The sequence below is a fragment of the Flavobacterium gelatinilyticum genome (assembly GCF_027111295.1).
Taxonomy (GTDB): Bacteria; Bacteroidota; Bacteroidia; order Flavobacteriales; family Flavobacteriaceae; genus Flavobacterium; species Flavobacterium gelatinilyticum.
In genome coordinates, this window is record NZ_CP114287.1 from 3,191,080 (window position 1) to 3,216,003 (window position 24,924).

Here is a 24,924-nt window from a genome sequence, read left to right on the forward strand (position 1 = left end):
AAACCTGTCTCATGGAAAATTATTTAGAATAAATAACAATAATTTGCATTGTTTGAGTTCATAACTTACATTTGCTTTATTAAAACCAATTCTAAATAATATGAAACCTAATTTTATCATATCCCTTTTGAGTTTGTTCTTTGTTTTGTTATCCTCTACAACAGCATGGGCTCAGGAAAAAGCTGTTATCAAAGGGCAGATAAGTTTATCCAACAATGACGCGGCCGATAATGTTTCGGTAGTATTAAAAGGAACAAAAATAGGAACCGTAACAGACAGTCAGGGATTTTACGAAATCAAAAATATTACACCGGGAAATTACACCATCAGAATATCTGCTGTTGGGCATACCACAAAAGAAGAAAATATAACTGTAAATGAAGGAGAATCTTTAACAAGAAACTTTATCATCATCAATAATTCAGAGCAGTTAGAAGAAATTTTTGTAAAAGGAAACGCAAATAAATACACAAAATCTGAAAGTAGTTACGTTTCTAAAATGTCAATCAAAAATCTCGAAAACTCACAAGTTTACAGCGTAGTTACAAAAGATTTAATGAAAGACCAGCTGGTTGTAAATCAGGACGAAGCTTTAAAAAATGTTCCCGGTTTATACCAATTATGGGCTTCAACAGGACGTGTTGGCGATGGAGGATCATTCTTTGCTTCCCGCGGATTTATTACACAAAGTTTATTAAGAAACGGAATTGCTGGTAAAATAACCAATAATGTTGATGCTTCGAACTTAGAAAGATTAGAAAGCATCAAAGGGCCTTCTGCAACATTGTTCGGAAGTTTATTAACTTCTTACGGAGGTCTGATCAATCGTGTTACTAAAAAACCTTACGATCGTTTTGGTGGTGAAATCTCATATCAATCAGGAAGTTATGGTTTAAACCGATTAACTGCTGATGTAAATACTTCACTAAATGATGACGATACTGCATTGTTAAGAATCAATGCAGCTTACAATAACGCAAATACCTTTCAGGATTACGGGCATACAAGAAGCTATTTCTTCGCCCCATCATTCTCTTATAAAGTGAATGATAAATTAACAATCTCTATTGACGCAGAATTATCAAATGTTGATGCTTCTTCAATGTCGTTAATTTATATTCCGTTTGATGCAACTCCAAGCAGTTTAGGTTTATATGATGCCAAAGACATCAAAATGAACTGGAAAAGATCTTTTACAGGCGATGAATTCATGATGAATACCAAAACCAGCAACATTTTTGCACAGGCTAATTATGAGATGTCAGACAAATGGAAATCCCAAACGGTATTAAGCACTAGCTCAAACCAATCTGTAGGACCGCAAACTTGGTTCTACTTATCAGGAAATAATCAAATGTCTCGAAATGCATGGAACATTAACGGACGAGATAATATTATAGAATTCCAACAAAATTTCAATGGCGAATTTGAATTGTTTGGAATGAAACACAGAACTTTAGCTGGTGGTGATATTTATCGATTAGAAAGTAAAAGCGGATTTGGATACCTTAGCGGAGATATAAATAATATTTTTAAATCAGATTATGACGTAGTAGATTATAGTGCATCAAATGCAAACTACTATAATTTTAATCCGAAAAATGTTGATGCACTATTTGTAAATGGTTATCAATATAAAGCAATAACGTCTCTTACAACTTATAGTGCATATGCAGCTGATGTTATCAATGTTACTGACAAATTAATCGTTTCTGCGGCACTTCGTTTCGATCACTTCCAAAATGATGGAACTTTTAATCCAGCTGCAAATACAAAAACAGGAAATTATTCTCAGAACGCATTATCTCCGAAATTTGGTTTAGTTTATCAGATTGTAAAAGATCAGGTATCTATTTTTGGAAATTACCAAAACAGCTTTAAAAATGTTGGTTTTACAATGGCAGATGTTGGAGGAACAGCACAATTAAAGGCATTTGATCCTGAAAAAGCGAACCAGTTTGAAGGAGGAGTAAAAATAAATGCTTTTTCTAATAAAGTAAGTGCTACTTTTAGTTATTATAACATTGAAGTAAAAGATATTGTAAGAGCCGGAGTACTTGCAAATACCAATATACAGGATGGAAATCAAACCAGTAAAGGTTTTGAAGCTGAAATCACGGCAAATCCAATTTCAGGATTAAACTTCATTTTTGGATATGCTTTCAACAACAGTAAACTAAACAATGCAAATGCAAATGTAAACGGATTACGTCCTGAAACAGCAGGACCTGAGAATTTAATAAATTACTGGATCAGCTACAGTTTACAGACTTCTAAATTCAAAGGTTTAGGAATTGGTTTTGGAGGAAACTATGCTGACAAGACGTTTATTTACAACAAAAATGTAGTCAACGCAACAACCAATGCTACTGAAAATCAAACATTCACATTACCATCTTACGCTGTTGTAAATGCAGCTATTTATTACGATCAGCCAAAATACAGATTGTCAATAAAAGTAAATAACTTAACAGATGAATTATATTTTAACGGATATACTACAATAAATGTTCAGGCACCAAGAACATTCATGGGATCTGTTGCATATAAATTCTAACATAAAATAATATCAAAAAACACCTTTCAAATTTTAGAAAGGTGTTTTTTAAATTTCAAAGATCATGATAACAATTGCCAGCCTTATCGTCTTTTTAGCTTTTTACACCTTATATTATACTTCAAAAAGAGCGGTTTTGTCTTATGATTTAGGTTTTGAAAAATGGATGAAAAATAATCCAAAACCAACCAAAATTATTGGACTTGCATTATTGTTAACAGCTTATGTAATGTGGCTTCTTACACAATCTTTAGGCTGTGGCACTTTAATGTTTTTTATTCAGCTAATGACAATTGGAAGTTTAATCATTATTCTTAGTCCTTTAAAAAAAGTAAACAGTAAAGCACTTTTAGCCTTACTTCTTCTAATTGCTTTATTAGAATTATATTATAACTAATATTCTTTTTCAAATTACAATATGCCAGCTAATTCTAAATATTTAAATCCTGCTTTTTGGCCTCGTTTTTCTAAAATTACGGCAGCTATTTTGGGAGGATATTTTGTGTCTGTTACTTTTCATTTGGCTTTAGCGTCTTGGTTTAGTCGCGCAGATGTATTGATCACAATGGCTTTCAGCGGATTCATTCTTTGGGTTGCTTTAATGGTAGTTGCATTTTTAGCAAAAAGCGGCTGGAAAATCTGGGGAATATACATTTTACTGTCTTTGCTTTTTTGTCTTTTTATTTATCTAGGTCAAACCTATAACACGGCACAATAATATTTCTATGAACAACCGTCATTATAATATCTATTTTCATACTCATACTGTCAGCGGTATCGTTATCAGTGTAGCTCTTTTTGTAATTTTCTTTGCTGGATCTTTTTCTTTTTTTAGAGACGAAATTGTCAATTGGGAAAGAAGTGAATCTACAGCAATTACAAAAGAGATTCAATTAGACTACAATAAAGCGCTAAAGCATCTGGATGAAAAATATGTTTTGCACGGCAGAAACATTACAATTTCCAAACCTTCAATTGAAGAAAGAGTTGGTGTTTATATGGAAGGAACCAAAGATACTTTGGCTCCAGCCAAACAAAAAGAAGGTCAATACTTTTATTTAAATACCAAAAATTTTAAAACTTCAACCTACGAAGAATCTTATTCGTTAGCTGAACTTTTGTACCGTTTACACTTTTTTGCTCAAATTCCGTATCCTGTTGGTTACTATTTATCTGGTTTTGTGGCATTATTTTTCTTATTTGCTATCGTCACTGGAGTTTTACTTCATTGGAACAAAATTGTCTCTAACTTTTACATTTTCCGTCCAAAAGAAAAATTAAAAACACTTTGGACAGATGCTCATACCGCATTAGGAATGATTGGTCTGCCTTTTCAATTTGTTTATGCAGTTACCGGTGCTTTCTTTATGATTAAACTGCTAATTGTTGCGCCGGCAGTAATGGCACTTTACAAAGGCGATCAAGACAAATTATATAAAGAATTAGAATATACTGATGCTGATTATAAATTTGAAAACAAAAAACTGGCTAATCCTTTTAACATTAATGAACTAGTTTCCAAAACCAAAAAGAACTGGTCCGATTTTGAAATTACTCGTGTCATTATTCAAAATTATGGTGATGTTAATATGCATCTTTTGGTTGAAGGGGAATTATTAAGTAATAAAAAATTCACCGGAATTGGTAAAGTCGTTTACAGAATTGCTGATGGAAAAGAAATCGCAAAAAAAGACCCCGTTGCCCAAACCACTTATTTGGATGTTGTAAAAAATGTGCTGTACAAAATTCACTTTGCCGATTATGGCGGATACGCATTAAGAATCGTAAGCTTCATTTTAGGAATTATCACCTGTTTTGTAATTATTTCAGGAGTTATGATCTGGCTTACAGCCCGACAAAAAAATAATATGCCGGAAAAGAAAAGACGATTCAATGCAGCTGTTGTCCGCATTTACCTTGCCATTTGTTTAAGCATGTACCCTATTACCGCTTTGGCTTTTATTGGAAGTAAAATTTTCTATCCCTTAAGTAAATCAAATTTGTTTGCTCTCTATTTTGGCGGATGGCTGGTGTTAGCAATATTCTTTGTTATTAAAAAGAATGATTCGTTTACTAATAAATTCTGTTTAATTTCAGGAAGCATTTTAGGATTCTTAATTCCTGTAACAAACGGAATTGTAACAGGAGACTGGTTTTGGAATTCATTCATGCAAAACAAAATTCAGATTTTCTTTATCGATGTTTTCTGGATTACTCTCGCTTCAATATCATTGTACACAGCCTATCATTTAAAACCAAAAAAAGCAGTTTCATAAAAATTAGCTTAAATAATTTGCCCTCTATTGATTTTGCGTCTACATTTACGCTTTTAATCAAAAAAATGGGATTTAAAACTAAAATTCGTTTTCTACATAAATGGCTCGGATTAATTTCCGGGCTAATTGTTTTTATAGTATGCATCACAGGCTGTATCTTTTGTTTTCATGATGAAATAAAAGACATTACCAGAAAAGAATGGCGCTTGGTTGAACCTCAAAACAAAGCATTCATCCCTCCTTCTGAATTGCAGCAAAAAGCAAAAGAAGCTGCACCAAAAAACAAAGCCAGTATGGTGGCGTACTACGGAAAAAACCGCTCGGCTATTGTATATACGTATTCAGATACTGACAATCTGTATCTTTACTTTAATCCATACACCGGCAAATATTTAAAAACCGAAAATCCGGAAACTGATTTCTTTATTATTGTCGAATACATTCATTTATATCTGCTTCTTCCTGATTATATCGGAAAACATATTATTGGCGGTGCAACCATCATTTTCATTCTGTTATTAATTTCAGGAATAATTCAGTGGTGGCCAAAAAGAAAAAGCGACATTAAAAGAAGTTTCACCATAAAATGGTCTGCAAAATGGCGCAGGGTTAATTATGACTGGCACAATACTTCCGGTTTTTACATTTCTCTAATTGTCCTTATTCTGGCAATTACCGGTTTAACTTTTACTTACGAATGGGTTGGCGACGGAATTTACAAAACCTTCAATTTTGGCGGAGATAAAGAAGCCGAAACCAAATTACCTGTAATTGACACCACCAAATTCAAAGCAAATTCAATTACTGCAATTGACAAAGCTTTTGAGCAGACTATGAAATTACAGCCTGAAGCCGAAATGTTTTTTGTGATGATACCGCAGCAAAAAGGAGATGTTGTAAGTACAGGCGCTTATCCGCATACCTTACGATACGATCAGCAGAGTAATTATTATTTTCATCCTTCAGACGGAAAATTAATTGAAAGCCAGACTTTCGATAAAAAAAGTTTAGGGCTGCAGGTTGTAGAAATGAATTATGGAATCCATACAGGGCAGGTTTTAGACCTGCCCGGAAAAATTATTGCATTTTCTGTCAGTTTAATTGCTTCTGCCCTGCCTGTAACGGGATTTATAATTTGGTTTGGACGAAATAAGAAAAATAAAGACACAAAAAAACCGCTCAGATAAAGCGGTTTTTTATAGTTGGTTTGGTGAAATCATATTAATTTCTGTTTGCTAATGCGTTTTTCTGCAAATTTTTAATTGAGCTGATTTTGTTGTCTACAAAAGCAACTTCGCTTAAGTTATTTTCATTAAAGAAAATCCATTTTCCGGTTTTAACTCCGTCTGTATATTCTCCAACAGCTTTTTTATTTCCATTTACGTCATAAGATACCCAAACACCGTCTAATTTACCATCTTTAAAAAAGCCTTCTTGCTGCACTTTACCATTTTCATAGTAATACGTAGCTTTTACCTTGTTTCCAGCAGCTTCTAATTCAGGCTTTACTTCTTGTGCAGCTAAAATTCCTGAGAACAAAACTGCAGCTAAAATTACACTCTTTTTCATATCTTGTAGGTATTAATGTTAAGAAATCTTTATCAAATATACTCAATTGTTTACATTTAAAAAACTTTTACTTAACAATTTGGTAACATTGAGTAAAAACTTAACATTGGAAACCTCCCAAAAACAACAAAACCAGTGCTCAGGCACTGGTTTTACTGGTATTTCGCTAAAAAACCAGATTTTATTAGTATTTTAAATTTCGTAATAAATTACTTCAATAAGCCGTTTAACTGCTGCTCAAGCTGTGGGTCTGAAGGTCTTGAAGCATCAGAACTCACTATATTTCCTTTAGGATCAATTAGAATAAACCTCGGAATTCCCGTTACGCCATAACTCATAACAAACTCAGATTCCCAGTCCTTATCTGCAAATAACTGAACGCCTCCTAAATTTTTATCCGCAACAAATTTTTTCCATTTTTCATGATCTTTCGCTTTATCAATCGAAATGCTTACAAACTCAATATTCTTCCCATGATATTTTTCTTCCATTTTTTGCAGATACGGGATTTCAGCACGGCATGGTGCACACCAGGTTGCCCAAAGATCGATATAAACATATTTGCCTTTTAGATCAGCAAGTTTAGTGGTTCCTCCTTTATAATTTTCATAATTAAATTCCGGAGATGCTTTTCCTGTCATTTTATTTGCCTGAAAAGCTCTTTCATATTCCTGAGCAGCATACTGGCTGAAACTCTCAAAGCTCATTTTTAATGCTGTTTTAAATTCAGGATCAAAATCACCTTTTTCTAAACTTTCTAAATCTGTTTTCTTTTTTGTTTCTAAAAGTGATGCAAATGCAGCCGGTTCTTTAGTAAAAGCTTCATTTTGAAATTTCTCATCTTTTAATGCCTGCTGCGCCAAAAAGTTGCTTTCGTTTACCCCTTTACCATTAAATACAATAGTTTCATCAAATTCTCTGGCATTCATTGTTAAGTTGATTTCTGCATTTGGTTTTAAATACAAATTAGAAGATTCCCTTCCGTCAGAAAACATGTAAAAACCCTTCGGAGCTTCAAAATTGGCAGCAAAAACTTCCTTATTATTAATTGGAATAACCTGAACAAAGTTATTTCGCCCTCTAATTACTAAAGTATCACTGTTTCTGTTTGCAATTTTCGCCGTAAATTTTATTTGATTCTGAGTTTGACCCATAACGCTAAAAGTGCTAAAAATCAACAGACCTGTAATAAAAAGATTTTTCATAAATAATTAAGTTTGTTTTTTCAGATTCAAATCTAAATAAATAAGCGCTTCAAAATTTCAGAATTAACAAAATATTTAAAATTATAAGCATCAAGTTTATCACTTTACTATATTATCTTGAATTTTGTATTTACTTTTGCAGTCTAAAATTGAGATCATGTATAGAAGTCATAATTGCGGCGAACTAAACGCTTCAAATATTAATACCGAAGTTACACTTGCGGGATGGGTTCAAAAATCACGCGATAAAGGATTTATGAACTGGGTCGATCTACGCGACCGTTACGGAATTACTCAACTTATTTTTGACGAAAGCCGTACAGATAAAACCGTTTTTGAATTAGCCAAAACTCTTGGACGTGAATTCGTAATTCAGGTAAAAGGAACCGTTATTGAGCGTGAAGCAAAAAACAAAAACATTCCGACTGGCGAAATTGAAATTTTAGTTTCTGAATTAACGATTTTAAATTCTGCTTTAACACCTCCTTTTACAATTGAAGATGAAACTGACGGTGGTGAAGATATCAGAATGAAATACCGTTATTTGGATATTCGTAGAAATCCTGTAAAAAACAGTTTACTATTCCGTCACAAAGTAGCGATGGAAGTTCGTAAATATTTATCTGATTTAGATTTCTGTGAAGTTGAAACACCTTACTTGATTAAATCTACTCCTGAAGGGGCAAGAGATTTCGTTGTGCCAAGCCGTATGAACGAAGGACAGTTTTACGCATTGCCGCAATCTCCACAGACTTTCAAACAATTATTGATGGTGGGTGGAATGGATAAATATTTCCAGATTGTAAAATGTTTCCGTGACGAAGATTTACGTGCAGACCGTCAGCCTGAGTTTACTCAGATCGACTGCGAAATGGCGTTTGTAGAGCAGGAAGACATTTTAAATGTATTTGAGGGCTTAACAAGACATTTATTAAAAGAAATTAAAGGCATCGAAGTAGATAAATTTCCAAGAATTACCTACGATTATGCCATGAAAACATACGGAAATGACAAACCGGACATTCGTTTCGGAATGAAGTTTGGTGAATTGAACCAATTTGCACAGCACAAGGAATTCCCTGTATTCAATGCAGCTGAATTAGTTGTTGGAATTGCCGTTCCGGGAGCAGGAAATTACACTCGTAAAGAAATCGACGGATTAATTGACTGGGTGAAGCGTCCGCAAGTTGGAGCATCAGGAATGGTTTACGTAAAATGTAACGAAGACGGAACCTATAAATCATCTGTAGATAAATTCTACGATCAGGATGATTTAACAAACTGGGCAAAAGCAACAGAAGCAAATCCTGGCGATATGATTTTTGTACTTTCTGGTCCTGCAAACAAAACACGCGCACAACTTTCAGCTTTACGTATGGAATTAGCAGCTCGTTTAGGTTTGCGTAATCCTGAAGAATTTGCTCCACTTTGGGTTGTAGATTTCCCATTATTAGAATTGGATGAAGAAAGCGGTCGTTACCACGCAATGCACCATCCATTTACTTCTCCAAAACCGGAAGACATGGCTTTACTGGAAACAGAACCTGGAAAAGTTCGCGCAAACGCATACGATATGGTTTTAAACGGAAACGAAATTGGAGGTGGATCTATTCGTATTCACGATAAGGCAACACAACAGTTAATGTTTAAATATTTAGGATTTACTGAAGAAGAAGCAAAGGCACAATTTGGGTTCCTAATGGATGCTTTTCAGTTTGGAGCACCGCCTCACGGAGGATTAGCATTTGGTCTTGACAGGCTGGTTGCCATTTTAGGAGGTCAGGAAACCATCAGAGACTTTATCGCATTCCCTAAAAACAATTCGGGACGTGACGTTATGATTGATGCTCCTGCAGCAATTGATGATGCGCAGTTAAAAGAACTTCGTATTAAAATTGACACTATATAATTTACAAAATTAATACCGATATAAAAAAGCAGCTAAAATCTTAGCTGCTTTTTCTATTTTAAATAAACGTTAAGAAAAATCTTAAATAACAAATTCTTTAGAATTATCAAATTCTTACAATTGAGTCATTTTTATATTCTTACAATTAATGATTCTCAAATAATGGTATTCTATAAATAAATTGATGCAATAAACTAGGTAAAAACACTGTAAATCAATAATTTTTACAAAAAATTAACACCTTCATGTCTTTTGTATGAATTTATATGTTACATTTGCTTTATTATAAATTATTATTACAATTACAATGCGTACAGGTACAGTAAAATTTTTCAATGAATCTAAAGGTTATGGATTCATTACAGACGAAGAAACAGGAAAGGACATCTTCGTTCACGCTTCAGGAATTAACGCGGAAGAATTACGCGAAGGTGACCGTGTAAGCTATGAAGAAGAAGAAGGAAGAAAAGGGAAAGTTGCTGCTAAAGTAGCAGTAATCTAAGAAAAATATAGCAATTTATTTTTTTTGCCTCTGAATGGTTTAAGAAACGTTCCGATTAATTTCGGGACGTTTTTTTTGCCCAATTCTTAAAAAAATATTAAAAAACAACAATCTTATTTATAATCAATAAAAATTACATATAAACCCCGATTTATAGCCTACTTAAATCCTTCTTTAACTTGTGATTTACATCATCGAAAGCTATCTTTGTGCCTTATTCTTTAAGTAAAAAATCGAAGTTTATGCAATCCGATCAATACAGTTACATTCCTATTTTAATGCAGTTGATTCTGGCTGTTGGTTTTGTGGTAGGAACAATCATTATTTCTGGAAAATTAGGCCCAAAAAGAAGCTCTGAAGTTAAAGATAAAAACTTTGAGTGCGGTATCGAATCTGTTGGTAATGCCCGTATTCCTTTTTCTGTAAAATACTTCTTAGTAGCCATTTTATTTGTATTGTTTGATGTAGAGGTTATTTTCCTTTACCCTTGGGCAGTAAACTTTAAAGATCTTGGTGTTGAAGGAATGCTGAAAATGCTTGTTTTCATGTCATTGCTTTTAGTGGGTTTCTTCTACATCATCAAAAAGAAAGCATTAGAATGGGAATAATTCCGATTTTAGATTTTAAATTTCTGATTTTAGATTAAATCTGAACCAAAAATTTAAAATTTAATCTCATCAAATAAAACTGATTTAAAAAATTGATTTTATTTTCTACGATTTCAAAAAATCTAAAATCTAAAATCAGAAATCTAAAATAAAAATGAGCGATTCAAAAGTAAATATGGTGTCACCTCCGGAAGGTCTTGTTGGAGAAGGTTTCTTCGCTACAAAACTTAATGACGTTGTAGGTCTGGCACGCGCGAATTCTCTTTGGCCTTTACCTTTTGCAACATCTTGCTGCGGAATTGAGTTTATGGCAACAATGGCATCACATTACGATTTAGCACGATTTGGATCTGAGCGTGTAAGTTTCTCACCTCGTCAGGCAGATATGCTGTTAGTAATGGGAACCATCTCTAAAAAAATGGCACCAATCTTAAGACAGGTTTACGAGCAGATGTCTGAACCTCGCTGGGTAGTTGCAGTAGGAGCTTGTGCTTCATCTGGAGGTGTATTTGATACTTACTCGGTTCTTCAGGGAATTGACAAAGTTATCCCTGTTGACGTTTACGTTCCGGGATGTCCTCCAAGACCAGAGCAGATCGTTGACGGAGTAATGAGATTACAAGAATTGGTAAAAAGCGAATCTGTTAGACGCAGAAGCTCACCAGAATACCAGGAACTATTAGCTTCCTATAATATTTCATAAGATGGCTTTAGAAAATACCCAGATTCAAAATAAACTTGTAGAAACATTTAATAACGATGTTTTTAACTTTCGTGAGGAAAGAGACATTTTTACATTAGAAGCTTCAGCTGATAAAATTACAGCCTTGATTCTATTCTTAAAAAATGATTCTGAACTGCAATTTCACTTTTTAACAGATGTATGCGGCATTCACTATCCTGACAACGAATCAGAGCGTCAGTTTGCAGTTGTATATCATTTACACAACTGGTTTACAAACAAACGTATTAGAATCAAAGTTTATCTAAATGGTGAAAAACCTGAGATCAAATCTATTTCAAATATCTTCTTAAGTTCAAACTGGATGGAAAGAGAAACATACGATTTCTTCGGAATCGATTTTATCGGCCACCCACAGTTAAAACGTATTTTGAACATGGATGAAATGGTGTCTTTCCCAATGAGAAAAGAATTCCCAATGGAAGACAGCGGAAGAACTGATAAAGACGACAGATTCTTCGGAAGAACAGTATCAAATTGCTAAATAATTCAACATTATAAAATGTCAGAACTATTACTACCACCAGAGCATCGTTATGCTAAAATAATTAAGGAGCGACACAATGAAGACGGAAGCGAGCTTTCGGTTCTTAACTTAGGTCCGACTCACCCGGCTACTCACGGTATTTTTCAAAATATCCTATTGATGGATGGTGAAAGAATTTTAGAAGCTGAACCAACTATTGGTTACATTCACAGAGCTTTTGAAAAAATCGCCGAAAATCGTCCTTTTTATCAAATCACACCTCTTACAGACCGTATGAACTATTGTTCCTCTCCTATCAACAATATGGGATGGTGGATGACAGTAGAAAAACTATTAGGTATTGAAGTTCCAAAAAGAGCGCAGTATTTAAGAGTTATCGTTATGGAGCTGGCTCGTATTACAGACCACATTATCTGTAACGGAATTCTAGGTGTAGATACCGGTGCGTATACTGGTTTCTTATACGTTTTTCAATTTAGAGAAAAAATCTACGAAATCTACGAAGAAATTTGTGGAGCCCGTTTGACTACAAATATGGGAAGAATCGGTGGTTTTGAAAGAGACTGGTCTCCAGAAGTTTTCAAAAAACTAGATAAATTCATGGAAGAATTCCCTCCGGTTTGGCAAGAATTCCAAAATCTGTTCGAAAGAAACAGAATTTTCCTTGACAGAACTGTAAACGTAGGCGGAATTACTGCCGAAAAAGCAATGGCTTACGGATTTACAGGACCAAACTTACGTGCAGCCGGTATCGATTACGACGTTCGTGTAGCACAGCCTTATTCATCTTACGAAGATTTTGACTTTATTGTTCCTGTTGGAAAATCAGGTGACACTTACGATCGTTTCTGTGTTCGTAATGCTGAAGTTTGGGAAAGTTTGAGCATTATTCGTCAGGCCTTAGAAAAAATGCCTCCAGGAAACGAATACCATGCAGAAGTTCCGGATTATTACCTTCCTCCAAAAGAAGATGTATATAATTCAATGGAATCCCTAATCTATCACTTTAAAATCGTTATGGGAGAAGTTCCTGTTCCGGTTGCCGAAATTTACCACGCTGTAGAAGGAGGAAATGGAGAATTAGGTTTCTATTTAACAACAGACGGAAGCAGAACTCCATACAGATTACATTTCAGAAGACCTTGTTTCATTTACTATCAGGCATTCCCGGAAATGATTAAAGGGGCATTACTTTCTGATGCAATTATCATTTTATCAAGTTTAAATGTAATTGCGGGCGAATTAGACGCGTAAACAGATTGCAGATTTTAGATTTCGGACTGGAACTCTAAAATCAGAAATCTAAAATTAATAAGATTGCAGAATACGGATTATGGACAAAGATTGAAAAAATCTAAAATCTAAAATCCAAAATCTAAAACAAAAATGGAACGTAAACATTACAAACAAGAAATAAATATGACCGAGGCATTGATGAACCGCATCAATGAATTGATCAGTCATTATCCGGAAGGCAAACAAAAATCGGCATTACTGCCTGTTCTGCATGAAGTACAGGATGCACATAACAACTGGCTGAGCATTGAACTGCAGGACAAAGTTGCCGAAATCCTTCAGATCAAACCTATTGAGGTTTATGAAGTGGTAACTTTTTATACCATGTTCAACCAAAAGCCAATTGGTAAGTACATGTTTGAATTCTGCCAGACGTCTTGTTGTTGTTTAAACGGTGCCGAAAATTTAATGGATTATACTTCTGAAAAATTAGGCATTAAAATGGGCGAAACTACTCCTGACGGAATGTTTACCATTGCCGGTGTAGAATGTTTAGGTGCCTGTGGATATGCTCCAATGATGCAGTTAGGCGATTTTTACAAAGAAAAACTGACAGAAGAGAAAATCGATCAGATCATTGCTGATTGTAGAGATGATAAAATAATATTACACGATAAATAAGATGTCACAAAAAATATTATTAGATAAAATCAATATCCCGGGAATAAAAACCTACGAAGTATATCGTCAAAACGGCGGTTATGCATCTGTAGAAAAAGCTTTAAAAACACTTACTCCTGACGAAGTTACGGAAGAAGTAAAAAAATCAGGTCTTCGCGGACGTGGTGGTGCCGGTTTCCCTGCCGGAATGAAATGGAGCTTTATTGATAAAAAATCAGGAAGACCAAGACACTTAGTTTGTAACGCCGACGAATCTGAGCCGGGAACATTCAAAGACCGCTATTTGATGGAATTTATCCCTCACTTACTAATCGAAGGAATGATCACTTCAAGCTACGCTTTGGGAGCTAACCTATCGTACATCTACATCCGTGGAGAATACATGTGGGTTTTCAAAATTTTAGAAAGAGCAATCGCCGAAGCAAGAGCTGCAGGCTGGTTAGGAAAAAATATATTAGGTTCTGGTTACGATCTTGACCTTCATGTTCACTGTGGGGCTGGAGCTTATATCTGTGGAGAAGAAACTGCACTTATAGAATCTCTGGAAGGAAAAAGAGGAAATCCTCGTATTAAACCGCCATTCCCTGCTGTTTCAGGACTTTGGGCAAACCCAACAGTAGTAAACAACGTTGAAACTATTGCGACAGTGCCTTGGATTATCAACAATTCTGGTGATGATTATGCTAAAATTGGTATTGGCCGTTCTACAGGAACTAAATTAATCTCTGCTTCAGGACACATCAAAAATCCTGGTGTTTACGAAATTGAATTAGGGTTAAGCGTAGACGAATTCATGAATTCTGATGAATATTTAGGAGGAATGTCTTCAAGCCGACCTTTAAAAGCATTTGTACCGGGAGGTTCTTCTGTGCCGATTTTACCTGCTGAATTGATTTTCAAAACAGCAAACGGCGAAGATAGGTTAATGACTTACGAATCTTTAAGCGATGGAGGTTTTGCAACCGGATCAATGTTAGGTTCAGGAGGATTTATCGTTTACAACGACACAGCTTGTATCGTGAGAAACACATGGAATTTTGCCCGTTTCTACCACCATGAATCATGCGGACAATGTACACCTTGCCGTGAAGGAACAGGATGGTTAGAAAAAGTATTACACCGAATTGAAAACGGTCACGGTCGTGAAGAAGATATTGAATTATTGTGGAGCATTCAAAGTAAAATTGAAGGAAACACAATCTGCCCTCTTGGTGATGCTGCTTCCTGGCCGGTAGCTGCTGCGATCCGTCACTTTAGAGATGAATTTGAATATCACGTTCGTTTCCCTGAAAAAATTAAAAACAGAGAACACTTTGTTGCCGAACCTTTTTCTCAGGTTAAGCATTTAGTAGGTAAACAAACAGTTTAAAATATAGTTTCGAGTTTCATGTTTTTTTAGTTTCAGATCCAATAACCTGAGACATTAAACCTGAAACTAAAAAAACAAAGCAAAGATGAAAGTAACAATAGACGGTCAAAGTATAGACGTAGAGCCAGGAACAACGATCCTGCAGGCTGCACGTATGATTGGTGGAGATTTGGTGCCGCCAGCCATGTGCTATTACTCAAAATTAAAAGGCAGCGGCGGTAAATGTCGTTGTTGTTTAGTTGAAGTTTCGAAAGGAAGCGAAGCTGACCCAAGACCAATGCCAAAATTAATGGCATCTTGTGTAACAGGATGTATGGACGGAATGGAAGTAAACAGTAAATCTTCTGCCAGAGTTACGGAAGCACGTAAGTCTGTAACAGAATTTTTATTGATCAACCACCCATTAGACTGTCCTATTTGTGATCAGGCCGGTGAATGTGATCTTCAAAACTTAAGTTTTGAACACGGTAACCCAAAATCACGTTTTATTGAAGAAAAAAGAACGTTTGAGCCGGAAGATATCGGTCCAAATATTCAACTGCATATGAACCGTTGTATTTTATGCCAAAGATGTGTACAAGTTGCAGATCAATTGACAGACAACCGCGTTCACGGAGTATTAGACCGTGGTGACCACGCTAATATTTCTACCGGAATTTCTAAAGCAATCGACAATGAATTTTCAGGAAACATGATTGACGTTTGTCCGGTTGGAGCTTTAACAGACAAAACTTTCCGTTTTAAATCAAGAGTTTGGTTTAACAAACCTTACAACGCACACAGAGAATGTACAACTCCGGGATGCTGCGGTAAAACTACCGTTTGGATGTTTGGAGGTGAAATTCAACGTGTAACAGGCCGTAAAGACGAATACCATGAAGTTGAAGAATTCATCTGCAACAGCTGTCGTTTCGATCATAAAGATGTGAATGACTGGGTTATTGAGGGTCCAAGAGAATTTGAAAAAGATTCTGTAATCAACCAAAATAACTACGTTACGAAATTAGAGAAAGTTGAAATCGATACCGAAAAGAACATTCTTTTAGGCCGTGATATTGATCGTAAAAAAATTAGTATGGCATCAATTCCATTAACTGATAAAGATAAAAAATAGTAAGAAATGGAAAGTGCATTTATTATAGAAAAGAGTGTTGTTATTGTTGTCGTTTTTGCGATCACAATGATTATGGCGATGTATTCTACCTGGGCTGAACGTAAAGTTGCAGCTTTCCTTCAGGATCGTGTAGGACCAAACCGCGCAGGATGGGGAGGTTTATTACAGCCGCTTGCCGATGGTATGAAATTATTCTCTAAAGAAGAATTTTTTCCAAACACGCCAAATAGATTTTTATTTGTTGTAGGACCGGCAATTGCCATGAGTACAGCCTTAATGACAAGTGCTGTAATTCCTTGGGGAGACAGACTTCATTTTTTTGGAAGAGACATTATACTTCAGGCAACTGATGTAAACATTGCTTTATTATACATTTTTGGTGTTCTTTCTGTTGGAGTTTACGGCATCATGATTGGTGGATGGGCTTCTAACAATAAATTTTCATTAATGGGAGCAGTTCGTGCCGCTTCTCAAATGGTTTCTTACGAAATCGCAATGGGATTGTCTATGATCGCTTTATTAATGATGACAGGAACGATGAGTTTGAAAGTAATTTCTGAACAGCAAGCCGGAATGAACTGGAATGTTTTCTATCAGCCATTATCTTTCTTAATTTTCTTAATCTGTTCATTTGCAGAAACGAACAGAACACCATTTGACTTAGCAGAATGTGAAAATGAGCTGATTGGAGGTTATCATACAGAATATTCATCAATGAAAATGGGATTCTATTTGTTTGCTGAATATGCAAGTATGTTCATCTCTTCAACAATTATCTCAGTATTGTTTTTTGGAGGATACAACTATCCTGGGATGCAGTGGATGGTAGAAAACGTTGGCGTTAATACAGCTAACTTATTAGGAATTGCAGTATTATTTGTAAAAATATGTTTCTTCATATTTTTCTACATGTGGGTACGCTGGACGATTCCTAGATTTAGATATGACCAGTTAATGAACTTAGGCTGGAGAATTTTAATTCCGCTTTCAATTATTAATATCATGATTACAGGTGCTGTTATATTAAGACACGATATCGCAGCAGCCTTAGGATTCTAAAAAACGATTAGCTTCAAATAAAAACAAAATAGATTTTGAATTTGAGATCAAATTTTGAATCATAAATTATAACAGTAAAAATGTCAATAGAAACTATATCATTATCGGGAAGAAAAAAGGTGGTGTCAAATAAGGACATGACTTTTATTGAACGATTGTATCTTGTGGCGATTGTAAAAGGTCTGTTTATTACAGTTAAGCACCTTTTTAGAAAAAAAGTTACGATTCATTACCCTGAACAGGTTCGTGAAATGAGTCCTGTTTATCGAGGCCAGCACATGCTGAAACGTGATGAGCAGGGTCGCGAAAACTGTACAGCCTGCGGATTATGCGCTTTATCATGTCCTGCAGAAGCCATTACAATGAAAGCTGCAGAGAGAAAAGCAGATGAAAAACACTTATACAGAGAAGAAAAGTATGCTGAAATCTATGAGATCAATATGCTTCGTTGTATTTTCTGCGGATTGTGTGAAGAAGCCTGTCCTAAAGATGCAATCTATTTGACAAAATCTAAAGTACTGGTTCCTGCAAATTATGACAGAGAAGATTTCATTTTTGGAAAAGACAAATTAGTGATGCCTTTAGAAATGGCAATTAAAAATACACAACTTAATAACGCTAACTAAATGATACACATTCCAGATCTTGCAAACGCAACTCCTGTAGGAGTGATATTTTGTATCTTAGCGTTTATTACAGTAATCACTGCTTTCCTAACTATATTCAGCAGAAACCCAATTCACTCAGCTATTTACTTAGTGATTTGTTTCTTCTCTATTGCCGGTCATTATTTGCTGTTAAACTCTCAATTTTTAGCAATTGTACATATAATAGTGTATTCCGGAGCCATCATGATTTTGTTCCTGTTTACTATCATGTTAATGAACCTGAATGAACAAAAAGATGTTCACAGACCTAGAATTACACGCTTAGGAGCTATTGTTTCTTTCTGCTTAATTGTAATGATTTTAATCGCAATCTTCATCAACTCTAAACCAATTGTGGGTGATTACGATTCAACAGGAGAAGATTTCCAGTCTATTGAAGTATTGGGTAAAATATTATTGAATGAATATATGGTGCCGTTTGAATTTGCTTCGATCTTACTTTTAGTAGCAATGATTGGAACTGTATTATTGTCTAAAAAAGAAAAATCAAATAAGTAATGGGTAATATATTAAATCAGATAGGTATTGAAAATTACATCTTTTTAAGTGTTGTACTTTTTTGTATTGGTGTTTTTGGTGTGTTATACAGACGAAATTCTATCATCGTTTTTATGTCAATCGAGATCATGCTTAATGCGGTAAACCTTTTGTTTGTGGCTTTTTCTACTTATCATCAGGATGCACAGGGACAAGTATTTGTATTCTTCTCCATGGCCGTTGCCGCTGCCGAAGTTGCAGTTGGATTGGCAATTCTGGTAGCTATATTTAGAAACATCGGCTCAATTAGTATCGATAACTTAAAAAATTTAAAAGGATAAAAAGAAATGGATATTAATTTAGCTTTACTTTTAGTATTAACTCCTTTTTTAGGATTTTTAATCAATGTTTTCTTTGGAAAAAGCTTAGGTAAAACGGTTTCCGGTGCAATCGGAACTATTGCTGTGGCAATTTCTTTCATTGTTACTCTTGTACTTTTTAATCAAATTACTTCAACCGGAAAAGCAATTGAAGTTACTTTATTTGATTGGATTCAAATTAGTAACATCAAAATCAATCTTGGATTTTTATTAGATCAATTATCAGTTCTTTGGTTATTGTTTGTAACCGGAATTGGATCTTTGATTCACCTATACTCTATCAGTTACATGCATGATGATGAGAATATGCATAAATTCTTTGCCTATTTAAATCTGTTTGTATTCTTTATGATTACACTTGTAATTGGAAGCAGCTTATTAGTTCTTTTCATCGGATGGGAAGGTGTTGGACTTTGTTCTTATTTACTTATCGGATTCTGGCATAAAAACCAGGATTATAATGATGCTGCAAAAAAGGCTTTCATTATGAACAGAATTGGAGATTTAGGTCTTTTAATTGGTATGTTCATAATTGGTTCAATGTTTTCTACTTTAGACTACGCAACATTAAAAACAGCTATTGCCGGAGCAACAAACTTAGATGTATCATTACTTTCTTTAGCTGCTTTATGCTTATTTATTGGAGCTTGTGGTAAATCTGCACAAATTCCGTTATACACTTGGCTGCCTGATGCGATGGCAGGACCAACTCCTGTTTCTGCTTTGATTCACGCAGCTACGATGGTTACTGCTGGTATTTTCATGTTAACGAGATTAAACTTTGTTTTTGACTTAACTCATGATGTACAAACTGTAATTGCAGTTATTGGAGCCATCACTTCATTAGTTGCGGCTACAATTGGTTTAGTTCAGACAGATATTAAAAAAGTATTGGCTTATTCTACAGTTTCACAATTAGGATTAATGTTTTTAGCGTTAGGATTTGGAGCTTACGAAGTAGCAGTTTTTCACGTAATCACTCACGCCTTCTTTAAAGCTTGTTTATTCTTAGGCTCAGGTTCTGTAATTCACGGATTACATGGTGAACAGGATATGCGTAATATGGGAGGCCTTCGCAAAGCAATGCCAATTACTTTCTGGACAATGATGATTTCTTCATTAGCAATCTCAGGAGTTCCATTTTTCTCAGGGTTTTTCTCTAAAGACGAAATCTTATTAACTGCTTTCCACCACAGTATTCCATTATACGTTGTTGGATCGATTGCTTCAATTATGACAGCTTTCTATATGTTCCGTTTGATGTTCTTAACTTTCTTTAAAGAATTTAGAGGAACTGAAGAGCAAAAACATCATTTGCATGAAAGTGGTTCATTAATTACTATTCCACTTATCATCTTAGCTATATTAGCAACTTTTGGAGGATTGATCAGTTTACCTGGAAACAGCTGGTTAAATGAATATCTTGCTCCTCTTTTCACAAAAGCTGCAGGCGAAGAACATCATTTAGGAGCAACAGAATATACTCTTATGGGAGTTGCTGTATTAGGTGGATTGTTAGGCATTTTGATTGCTTATATTAAATACTTTAAACAAGACAATGTTCCTGAATCTGATGAAAACATTACTGGTTTAAGTAAACTTTTATATAACAAATATTATGTAGATGAAATTTACGATGCCATATTTGTTCGTACCATAAATGGATTATCAAAATTCTTTAGAGACAAAATTGAAACCGGCTTATCAGTACTTATTTTCGGATTAGGAAAAGTAACCAATGAACTGGCTTTTCAGGGTAGAAAACTACAGACCGGAAGTATTGGATTATATCTGTTTGTTTTCGTGTTGGGTCTTTGTGCCATTGTATCTTATATATTTTTAGCTCAATAATTTTATAACTATGAACGTTTCTCTTATATTAATTATTCTTTTAGTTGGTGCATTTGTCACTTTTATTTCTGGTGACAAACTCGCTTCAAAAGTAGCTTTGTTCTTTAGTTTGACAGCTTTAGGCTGTTCGGTTGTATTGTTAAACCATTTTAATGCTGGTGAAAATATCAGCCTTATTAATGCATGGATCAATCAGCCTAAAATTTCATTCGCGCTAAATGCTGACGGATTAGGAATTGCAATGCTTTTATTGACAACAGCCTTAACTCCTATTATTATATTCTCATCTTTCGGGAATGATTATAAAAATGCAAAAGCTTTTTATGCACTGATTTTATTTATGGCATTTGCAATGACAGGAACTTTCCTTGCTGCAGATGGTCTTTTATATTACATTTTTTGGGAGTTAGCCCTTATTCCTATTTACTTTATTGCGCTTATCTGGGGTAATGGTGATGCTGAGGAACGCAGAAAAGCAGTAGTTAAATTCTTTATTTACACACTTGCTGGTTCTCTATTCATGCTGGTTGGTTTTATTTATCTGTATCAAAAAGCAGGAAGCTTCTTAATTGAAGATTTATATAAAGTAGATTTATCAGCTTGCGAACAGCTTTGGATTTTCCTTGCTTTCTTCCTGGCGTATGCAATCAAAATTCCAATCATTCCTTTCCATACATGGCAGGCAAATGTTTACCAAAAAGCTCCAACAGTTGGAACGATGCTTTTATCTGGTATCATGCTTAAAATGGGATTGTACAGTGTTATCCGCTGGCAGTTACCTATCGCACCGCTTGCAGCAAAAGAGTACATGAACATTTTCATTGTATTAGGAATTGCAGGAGTTATTTACGGATCGATTGTAGCTTTAAGACAAAAAGATTTAAAAAAATTATTAGCCTATTCTTCTCTTGCTCACGTTGGATTAATTGCAGCCGGATCTTATACATTAACTCTTGATGGTTTACGCGGATCTGTTTTACAAATGATCGCGCACGGTTTTGTTGTAGTAGGTTTATTCTTTGCTGCTGAAATCATCTTTAGAAGATTTGAAACAAGAGAAATTGCTGAATTAGGCGGTATTCGCACCCAGTCTCCAAAATTTACTTCTATGTTTTTAATTTTGGTTCTGGCTTCTGTTGCTTTACCGGGTACATTTAATTTCGTTGGAGAGTTTACTGTTTTATACAGTCTTTCTCAGGCTAATATATGGTTTGCCGTTTTAGGAGGAACTACTATCATTCTTGGAGCCTACTATATGCTTAAGATGTTCCAAAATGTAATGTTGGGAGAAACTAATTCTAAAACTTTTGCAGACGTTTCTGTAAACGAAGGTATTTCTATGGTCGTAATAATTGCTGTTTTACTATTCTTTGGATTCTATCCAAAACCTATTACAGATTTGATTACACCAAGTTTAGAAACGATTTTAAACGTTATCAACAAAAATTAATATTTTAAATAAAATAAATTAGGGCGTTTTAGATTTCCTAAATCAAAAAAACAAAAATGAATACATTAATAGCTATAACAGGATTGGGTATTTTATGCCTATTGTTTGAAATTCTAAATTTTAGAAAAGGCATCGTTCCGTTTACCATTTTAGGTTTGCTGGGTGTCTTAGCACTTAATTTCTGCGAATTTGGATCAACGGCAAGTTATTACAATAATATGATTGCAGTAAGCAGGTTCTCAACTGCGTTTTCATCATTATTTATTATTTTAACTATTTTCCTAGTAGCATTAAGCCATAATTTCTATGAAAATCATCAGACAAAAATCTCTGATTTTATAGCTATAAAAATATTTTTACTGGCAGGAGCTGTTGCTATGGTTTCTTTTGGAAACTTAGCCATGTTCTTCCTTGGAATCGAAATTTTATCTATTGCCTTATATGTACTTGCTGCAAGTGATCGTTTGAACATTAAAAGCAATGAAGCAGGTATGAAATATTTCCTTATGGGATCTTTTGCATCTGGAATTATCTTGTTCGGAATTTGTTTGATTTACGGAGCAATGGGAACTTTTGATATCTCAGAAATCCACGATAGTGCCTTATCTGCAGAATTACCAATCTGGTTTCCTATCGGAATGATTTTAATGACTATTGGAATGTTCTTTAAAATTGCCGCTGTGCCTTTCCATTTCTGGGCACCGGACGTTTACGAAGGTTCTCCGGCTTTAACAACTGCTTTAATGAGTACTCTGGCAAAAGTAGTTGCTATTGCTACGCTTTATAAATTAGCTGAAGGATTAAATTTACTTCCATCATTGGAAAATCAGGACCTTTCTAACACATTTACAAATGTTATTCTGGCTGTTTCAATCGCTTCGATGACCGTTGGAAATATAATGGCATTACGTCAGGTAAATGTAAAACGTATGCTTGCATTTTCGGGAATCTCTCACGCAGGTTTTATGTTAATGACATTTTTAACAATTGCATCTTCTGCTGGAGTTCTTTTATACTATACTGCCGCTTATGCTTTAGCAGGTATCGCTGCATTTAGTGTTATTTTATATGTATGCAAAAATCAGGATAATGAAGACATTACAAACTTCCACGGTTTAGGAAAAACAAATCCGTTATTGGCTGCGATATTGACTGGTTCATTATTATCTATGGCCGGTATTCCTATTTTCTCAGGATTCTTTGCTAAATTATTCTTGTTTGACCAGGCGCTTCATGCGGGTTATGTGGCTATCGTAATTGTTGGTGTAATCAACTCTATTATTAGTGTCGGCTATTACTTCAAATTAATATTAGCTATGTATTCTAAAGAACCTAATGAAGTTCGTACAGGAAAACCATTTCTTATTTACGCTGTTGCCATAGTTTCGATTGGTTTAAATATTGCTTTAGGTTTATTCCCTTCTTTGGTTTTAGACTTACTAAACTAAAAAATACGATTTAAAAAATAACGAATCCATTCTGGTAAAACGGAATGGATTTTTTTATTTTTCAATATGAGCAATTTGCAAGAAAATCTCATGTTAAAATTTTAACGTAAAAAATTGAAACTCAAAAAAACTCCATATATTTGGGGCAAATCAAAGCATAAAAATCATGAACTTTAATTCAAAAAATCCATTTTTAAGCAACAAGCGTTTCTCATCAAATGCTGTTTCAAGAGCTGAACAGGGATCACAAATTATTGATTACAATCAGGAAATGACTTTATCCGGAACAATCAATAAAACGGCGATTTTATTTTTAATACTATGCGGATCTGCAATGATTACATGGTGGATGGCATTCAATCAAATGAATGTGCTTTTACCGGCTATTGGAGGTGCAATCGTAGGATTTATTCTGGTTTTGATCTCAGCATTCAAACCACATTTATCGCCTTACCTGGCTCCTGGTTATGCCTTATTTGAAGGATTATTTATTGGAGGAATATCGGCTATTTTTGAAGCAATGTACCCTGGAATTGTAATTAATGCTGTTGGTGCAACATTAGTTACGTTTTTAGTTTGTCTGGGTCTCTATAAATATAAAATCGTAAAAGTTACGGAACAATTTAAATCGATTGTAATCGCTGCTACTTTAGCCATTGCTACCTATTACCTTATTTCATGGATTGTTTCGATGTTTACAAGCTTTACGCCTGTTCATCATGGAAATTCTTTAATGAGCATTGGTATCAGTGTCTTTGTTATTATTATTGCTGCTTTAAATTTATTCCTTGATTTCGATCAAATCGAAAGAGGTGTTCAGGAAAGAATGCCAAAATTTATGGAATGGTTTGGCGCAATGGGATTAATGATCACATTGGTATGGTTGTATATAGAATTCTTAAGATTATTATCTAAGCTGTCAAGCAGAGACTAATTCTTAAAACATTATAGTAAGAAAGCCTTTTTGAAAATTCAAAAAGGCTTTCTTCTTTTTTATAGAGGCAAGTTTTACAAGATACAGACAACTTACTTAACATATTATTACTCAGATATCTGACTTCTAAAATCTTTATTTGTCTTTTTCTCTCGGGCAAAACCATTCGTTTTTGATATTTAAAATCAAAAAAATCCAACCTATTTATAAATATAACAAAAATGAGAGAAAAAGTCATAAAAATACATTTTAACAAATGATGTACTTTTTTAATTATAAAACGTCAGCAAATTAAAGGCTTTACAGAAATATAGGAATTATGTAATAAATTACAATTAATGCAATAAATTACATTTTAAATAAAATAACGCAATATTTTTTTCATTATACATTTTTTTAAAT

24 protein-coding genes are annotated in these 24,924 nt (G+C 34.5%); 22 read left to right on the top strand and 2 right to left on the bottom strand.

The features are described 5' to 3' along the window. Positions 1-100 precede the first annotated feature (100 nt). The 5 genes from OZP11_RS13545 to OZP11_RS13565 all read left to right on the top strand — a co-directional run bounded on the left by OZP11_RS13545 (position 101) and on the right by OZP11_RS13565 (position 6,020). Positions 101-2,557, top strand: coding sequence for a TonB-dependent receptor (locus OZP11_RS13545; RefSeq protein WP_281231093.1), 2,457 nt, complete (start codon positions 101-103; stop codon positions 2,555-2,557). A gap of 64 nt (positions 2,558-2,621) precedes the next feature. Beyond that, positions 2,622-2,954, top strand: a complete 333-nt coding sequence (locus OZP11_RS13550) for a hypothetical protein (RefSeq protein WP_281231094.1) — start codon at positions 2,622-2,624, stop codon at positions 2,952-2,954. Positions 2,955-2,975: 21 nt separating this feature from the next. Beyond that, positions 2,976-3,275, top strand: a complete 300-nt coding sequence (locus OZP11_RS13555; protein ID WP_281231095.1) for a hypothetical protein — start codon at positions 2,976-2,978, stop codon at positions 3,273-3,275. Positions 3,276-3,282: 7 nt separating this feature from the next. Beyond that, complete coding sequence (locus tag OZP11_RS13560) at positions 3,283-4,833, top strand: PepSY-associated TM helix domain-containing protein (protein WP_281231096.1); 1,551 nt, start codon at positions 3,283-3,285, stop codon at positions 4,831-4,833. A gap of 65 nt (positions 4,834-4,898) precedes the next feature. Beyond that, entirely contained in the window at positions 4,899-6,020 is a 1,122-nt protein-coding gene (locus OZP11_RS13565) for a PepSY-associated TM helix domain-containing protein (protein ID WP_281231097.1), read from the top strand. A 34-nt stretch (positions 6,021-6,054) separates the two neighbouring features. Here OZP11_RS13565 and OZP11_RS13570 read toward each other — a convergent pair whose 3' ends face one another. Further along, the gene (locus OZP11_RS13570) at positions 6,055-6,402 is read right to left on the bottom strand and encodes a toxin-antitoxin system YwqK family antitoxin (RefSeq protein WP_281231098.1); all 348 of its coding nucleotides are present in this window, start codon (positions 6,400-6,402) and stop codon (positions 6,055-6,057) included. Between the two features lie 209 nt (positions 6,403-6,611). Beyond that, a complete protein-coding gene (locus tag OZP11_RS13575) occupies positions 6,612-7,607 on the bottom strand; it encodes a TlpA family protein disulfide reductase (protein WP_281231099.1) in 996 nt (331 codons plus the stop codon). A 157-nt stretch (positions 7,608-7,764) separates the two neighbouring features. Here OZP11_RS13575 and aspS point away from each other — a divergent pair, with 157 nt between their 5' ends. The 17 genes from aspS (at position 7,765) to OZP11_RS13660 (ending at position 24,522) form a co-directional block, all read left to right on the top strand. After that, the gene (aspS, locus tag OZP11_RS13580) at positions 7,765-9,516 is read left to right on the top strand and encodes an aspartate--tRNA ligase (protein ID WP_281231100.1); all 1,752 of its coding nucleotides are present in this window, start codon (positions 7,765-7,767) and stop codon (positions 9,514-9,516) included. 307 nt (positions 9,517-9,823) lie between these two features. Continuing rightward, the gene (locus OZP11_RS13585; protein WP_007137066.1) at positions 9,824-10,018 is read left to right on the top strand and encodes a cold-shock protein; all 195 of its coding nucleotides are present in this window, start codon (positions 9,824-9,826) and stop codon (positions 10,016-10,018) included. A gap of 242 nt (positions 10,019-10,260) precedes the next feature. Then, a complete protein-coding gene (locus tag OZP11_RS13590; RefSeq protein WP_281231101.1) occupies positions 10,261-10,626 on the top strand; it encodes an NADH-quinone oxidoreductase subunit A in 366 nt (121 codons plus the stop codon). Positions 10,627-10,780: 154 nt separating this feature from the next. Next, positions 10,781-11,329 carry an NADH-quinone oxidoreductase subunit B gene (locus OZP11_RS13595; RefSeq protein WP_281231102.1) on the top strand — a complete coding sequence of 183 codons (549 nt, stop codon included), beginning with the start codon at positions 10,781-10,783 and terminating at the stop codon, positions 11,327-11,329. Between the two features lies 1 nt (position 11,330). After that, positions 11,331-11,852, top strand: a complete 522-nt coding sequence (locus OZP11_RS13600; RefSeq protein ID WP_281231103.1) for an NADH-quinone oxidoreductase subunit C — start codon at positions 11,331-11,333, stop codon at positions 11,850-11,852. An 18-nt stretch (positions 11,853-11,870) separates the two neighbouring features. Then, on the top strand, positions 11,871-13,109 hold the full coding sequence (locus tag OZP11_RS13605) for an NADH-quinone oxidoreductase subunit D (protein WP_281231104.1): 1,239 nt from the start codon (positions 11,871-11,873) through the stop codon (positions 13,107-13,109). A gap of 132 nt (positions 13,110-13,241) precedes the next feature. After that, positions 13,242-13,772, top strand: a complete 531-nt coding sequence (locus tag OZP11_RS13610) for a complex I 24 kDa subunit family protein (protein ID WP_281231105.1) — start codon at positions 13,242-13,244, stop codon at positions 13,770-13,772. 1 nt (position 13,773) lies between these two features. Continuing rightward, the gene (gene nuoF / locus OZP11_RS13615; RefSeq protein ID WP_281231106.1) at positions 13,774-15,141 is read left to right on the top strand and encodes an NADH-quinone oxidoreductase subunit NuoF; all 1,368 of its coding nucleotides are present in this window, start codon (positions 13,774-13,776) and stop codon (positions 15,139-15,141) included. An 85-nt stretch (positions 15,142-15,226) separates the two neighbouring features. Beyond that, on the top strand, positions 15,227-16,255 hold the full coding sequence (locus OZP11_RS13620) for an NADH-quinone oxidoreductase subunit G (protein WP_281231107.1): 1,029 nt from the start codon (positions 15,227-15,229) through the stop codon (positions 16,253-16,255). A gap of 6 nt (positions 16,256-16,261) precedes the next feature. Beyond that, positions 16,262-17,314 carry an NADH-quinone oxidoreductase subunit NuoH gene (gene nuoH / locus OZP11_RS13625; RefSeq protein ID WP_281231108.1) on the top strand — a complete coding sequence of 351 codons (1,053 nt, stop codon included), beginning with the start codon at positions 16,262-16,264 and terminating at the stop codon, positions 17,312-17,314. An 80-nt stretch (positions 17,315-17,394) separates the two neighbouring features. Further along, positions 17,395-17,940: a NuoI/complex I 23 kDa subunit family protein gene (locus OZP11_RS13630; protein WP_281231109.1), complete on the top strand. Its 546-nt coding sequence runs from the start codon at positions 17,395-17,397 to the stop codon at positions 17,938-17,940. Then, entirely contained in the window at positions 17,941-18,480 is a 540-nt protein-coding gene (locus OZP11_RS13635; RefSeq protein ID WP_281231110.1) for an NADH-quinone oxidoreductase subunit J family protein, read from the top strand. Then, positions 18,480-18,800, top strand: a complete 321-nt coding sequence (gene nuoK, locus OZP11_RS13640) for an NADH-quinone oxidoreductase subunit NuoK (protein WP_057121630.1) — start codon at positions 18,480-18,482, stop codon at positions 18,798-18,800. The genes OZP11_RS13635 and nuoK overlap by 1 nt, the downstream gene beginning before the upstream one ends. Before the next feature lie 6 nt (positions 18,801-18,806). Further along, on the top strand, positions 18,807-20,690 hold the full coding sequence (nuoL, locus tag OZP11_RS13645; RefSeq protein ID WP_281231111.1) for an NADH-quinone oxidoreductase subunit L: 1,884 nt from the start codon (positions 18,807-18,809) through the stop codon (positions 20,688-20,690). A gap of 10 nt (positions 20,691-20,700) precedes the next feature. Continuing rightward, the gene (locus OZP11_RS13650) at positions 20,701-22,140 is read left to right on the top strand and encodes a complex I subunit 4 family protein (protein WP_281231112.1); all 1,440 of its coding nucleotides are present in this window, start codon (positions 20,701-20,703) and stop codon (positions 22,138-22,140) included. A gap of 56 nt (positions 22,141-22,196) precedes the next feature. Then, positions 22,197-23,588 (top strand): NADH-quinone oxidoreductase subunit N, encoded by a 1,392-nt coding sequence (locus OZP11_RS13655; protein WP_281231113.1) that lies wholly within the window; start codon positions 22,197-22,199, stop codon positions 23,586-23,588. Between the two features lie 166 nt (positions 23,589-23,754). Further along, positions 23,755-24,522, top strand: coding sequence for a Bax inhibitor-1/YccA family protein (locus OZP11_RS13660; protein WP_281231114.1), 768 nt, complete (start codon positions 23,755-23,757; stop codon positions 24,520-24,522). The last annotated feature ends 402 nt before the right edge of the window (positions 24,523-24,924 follow it).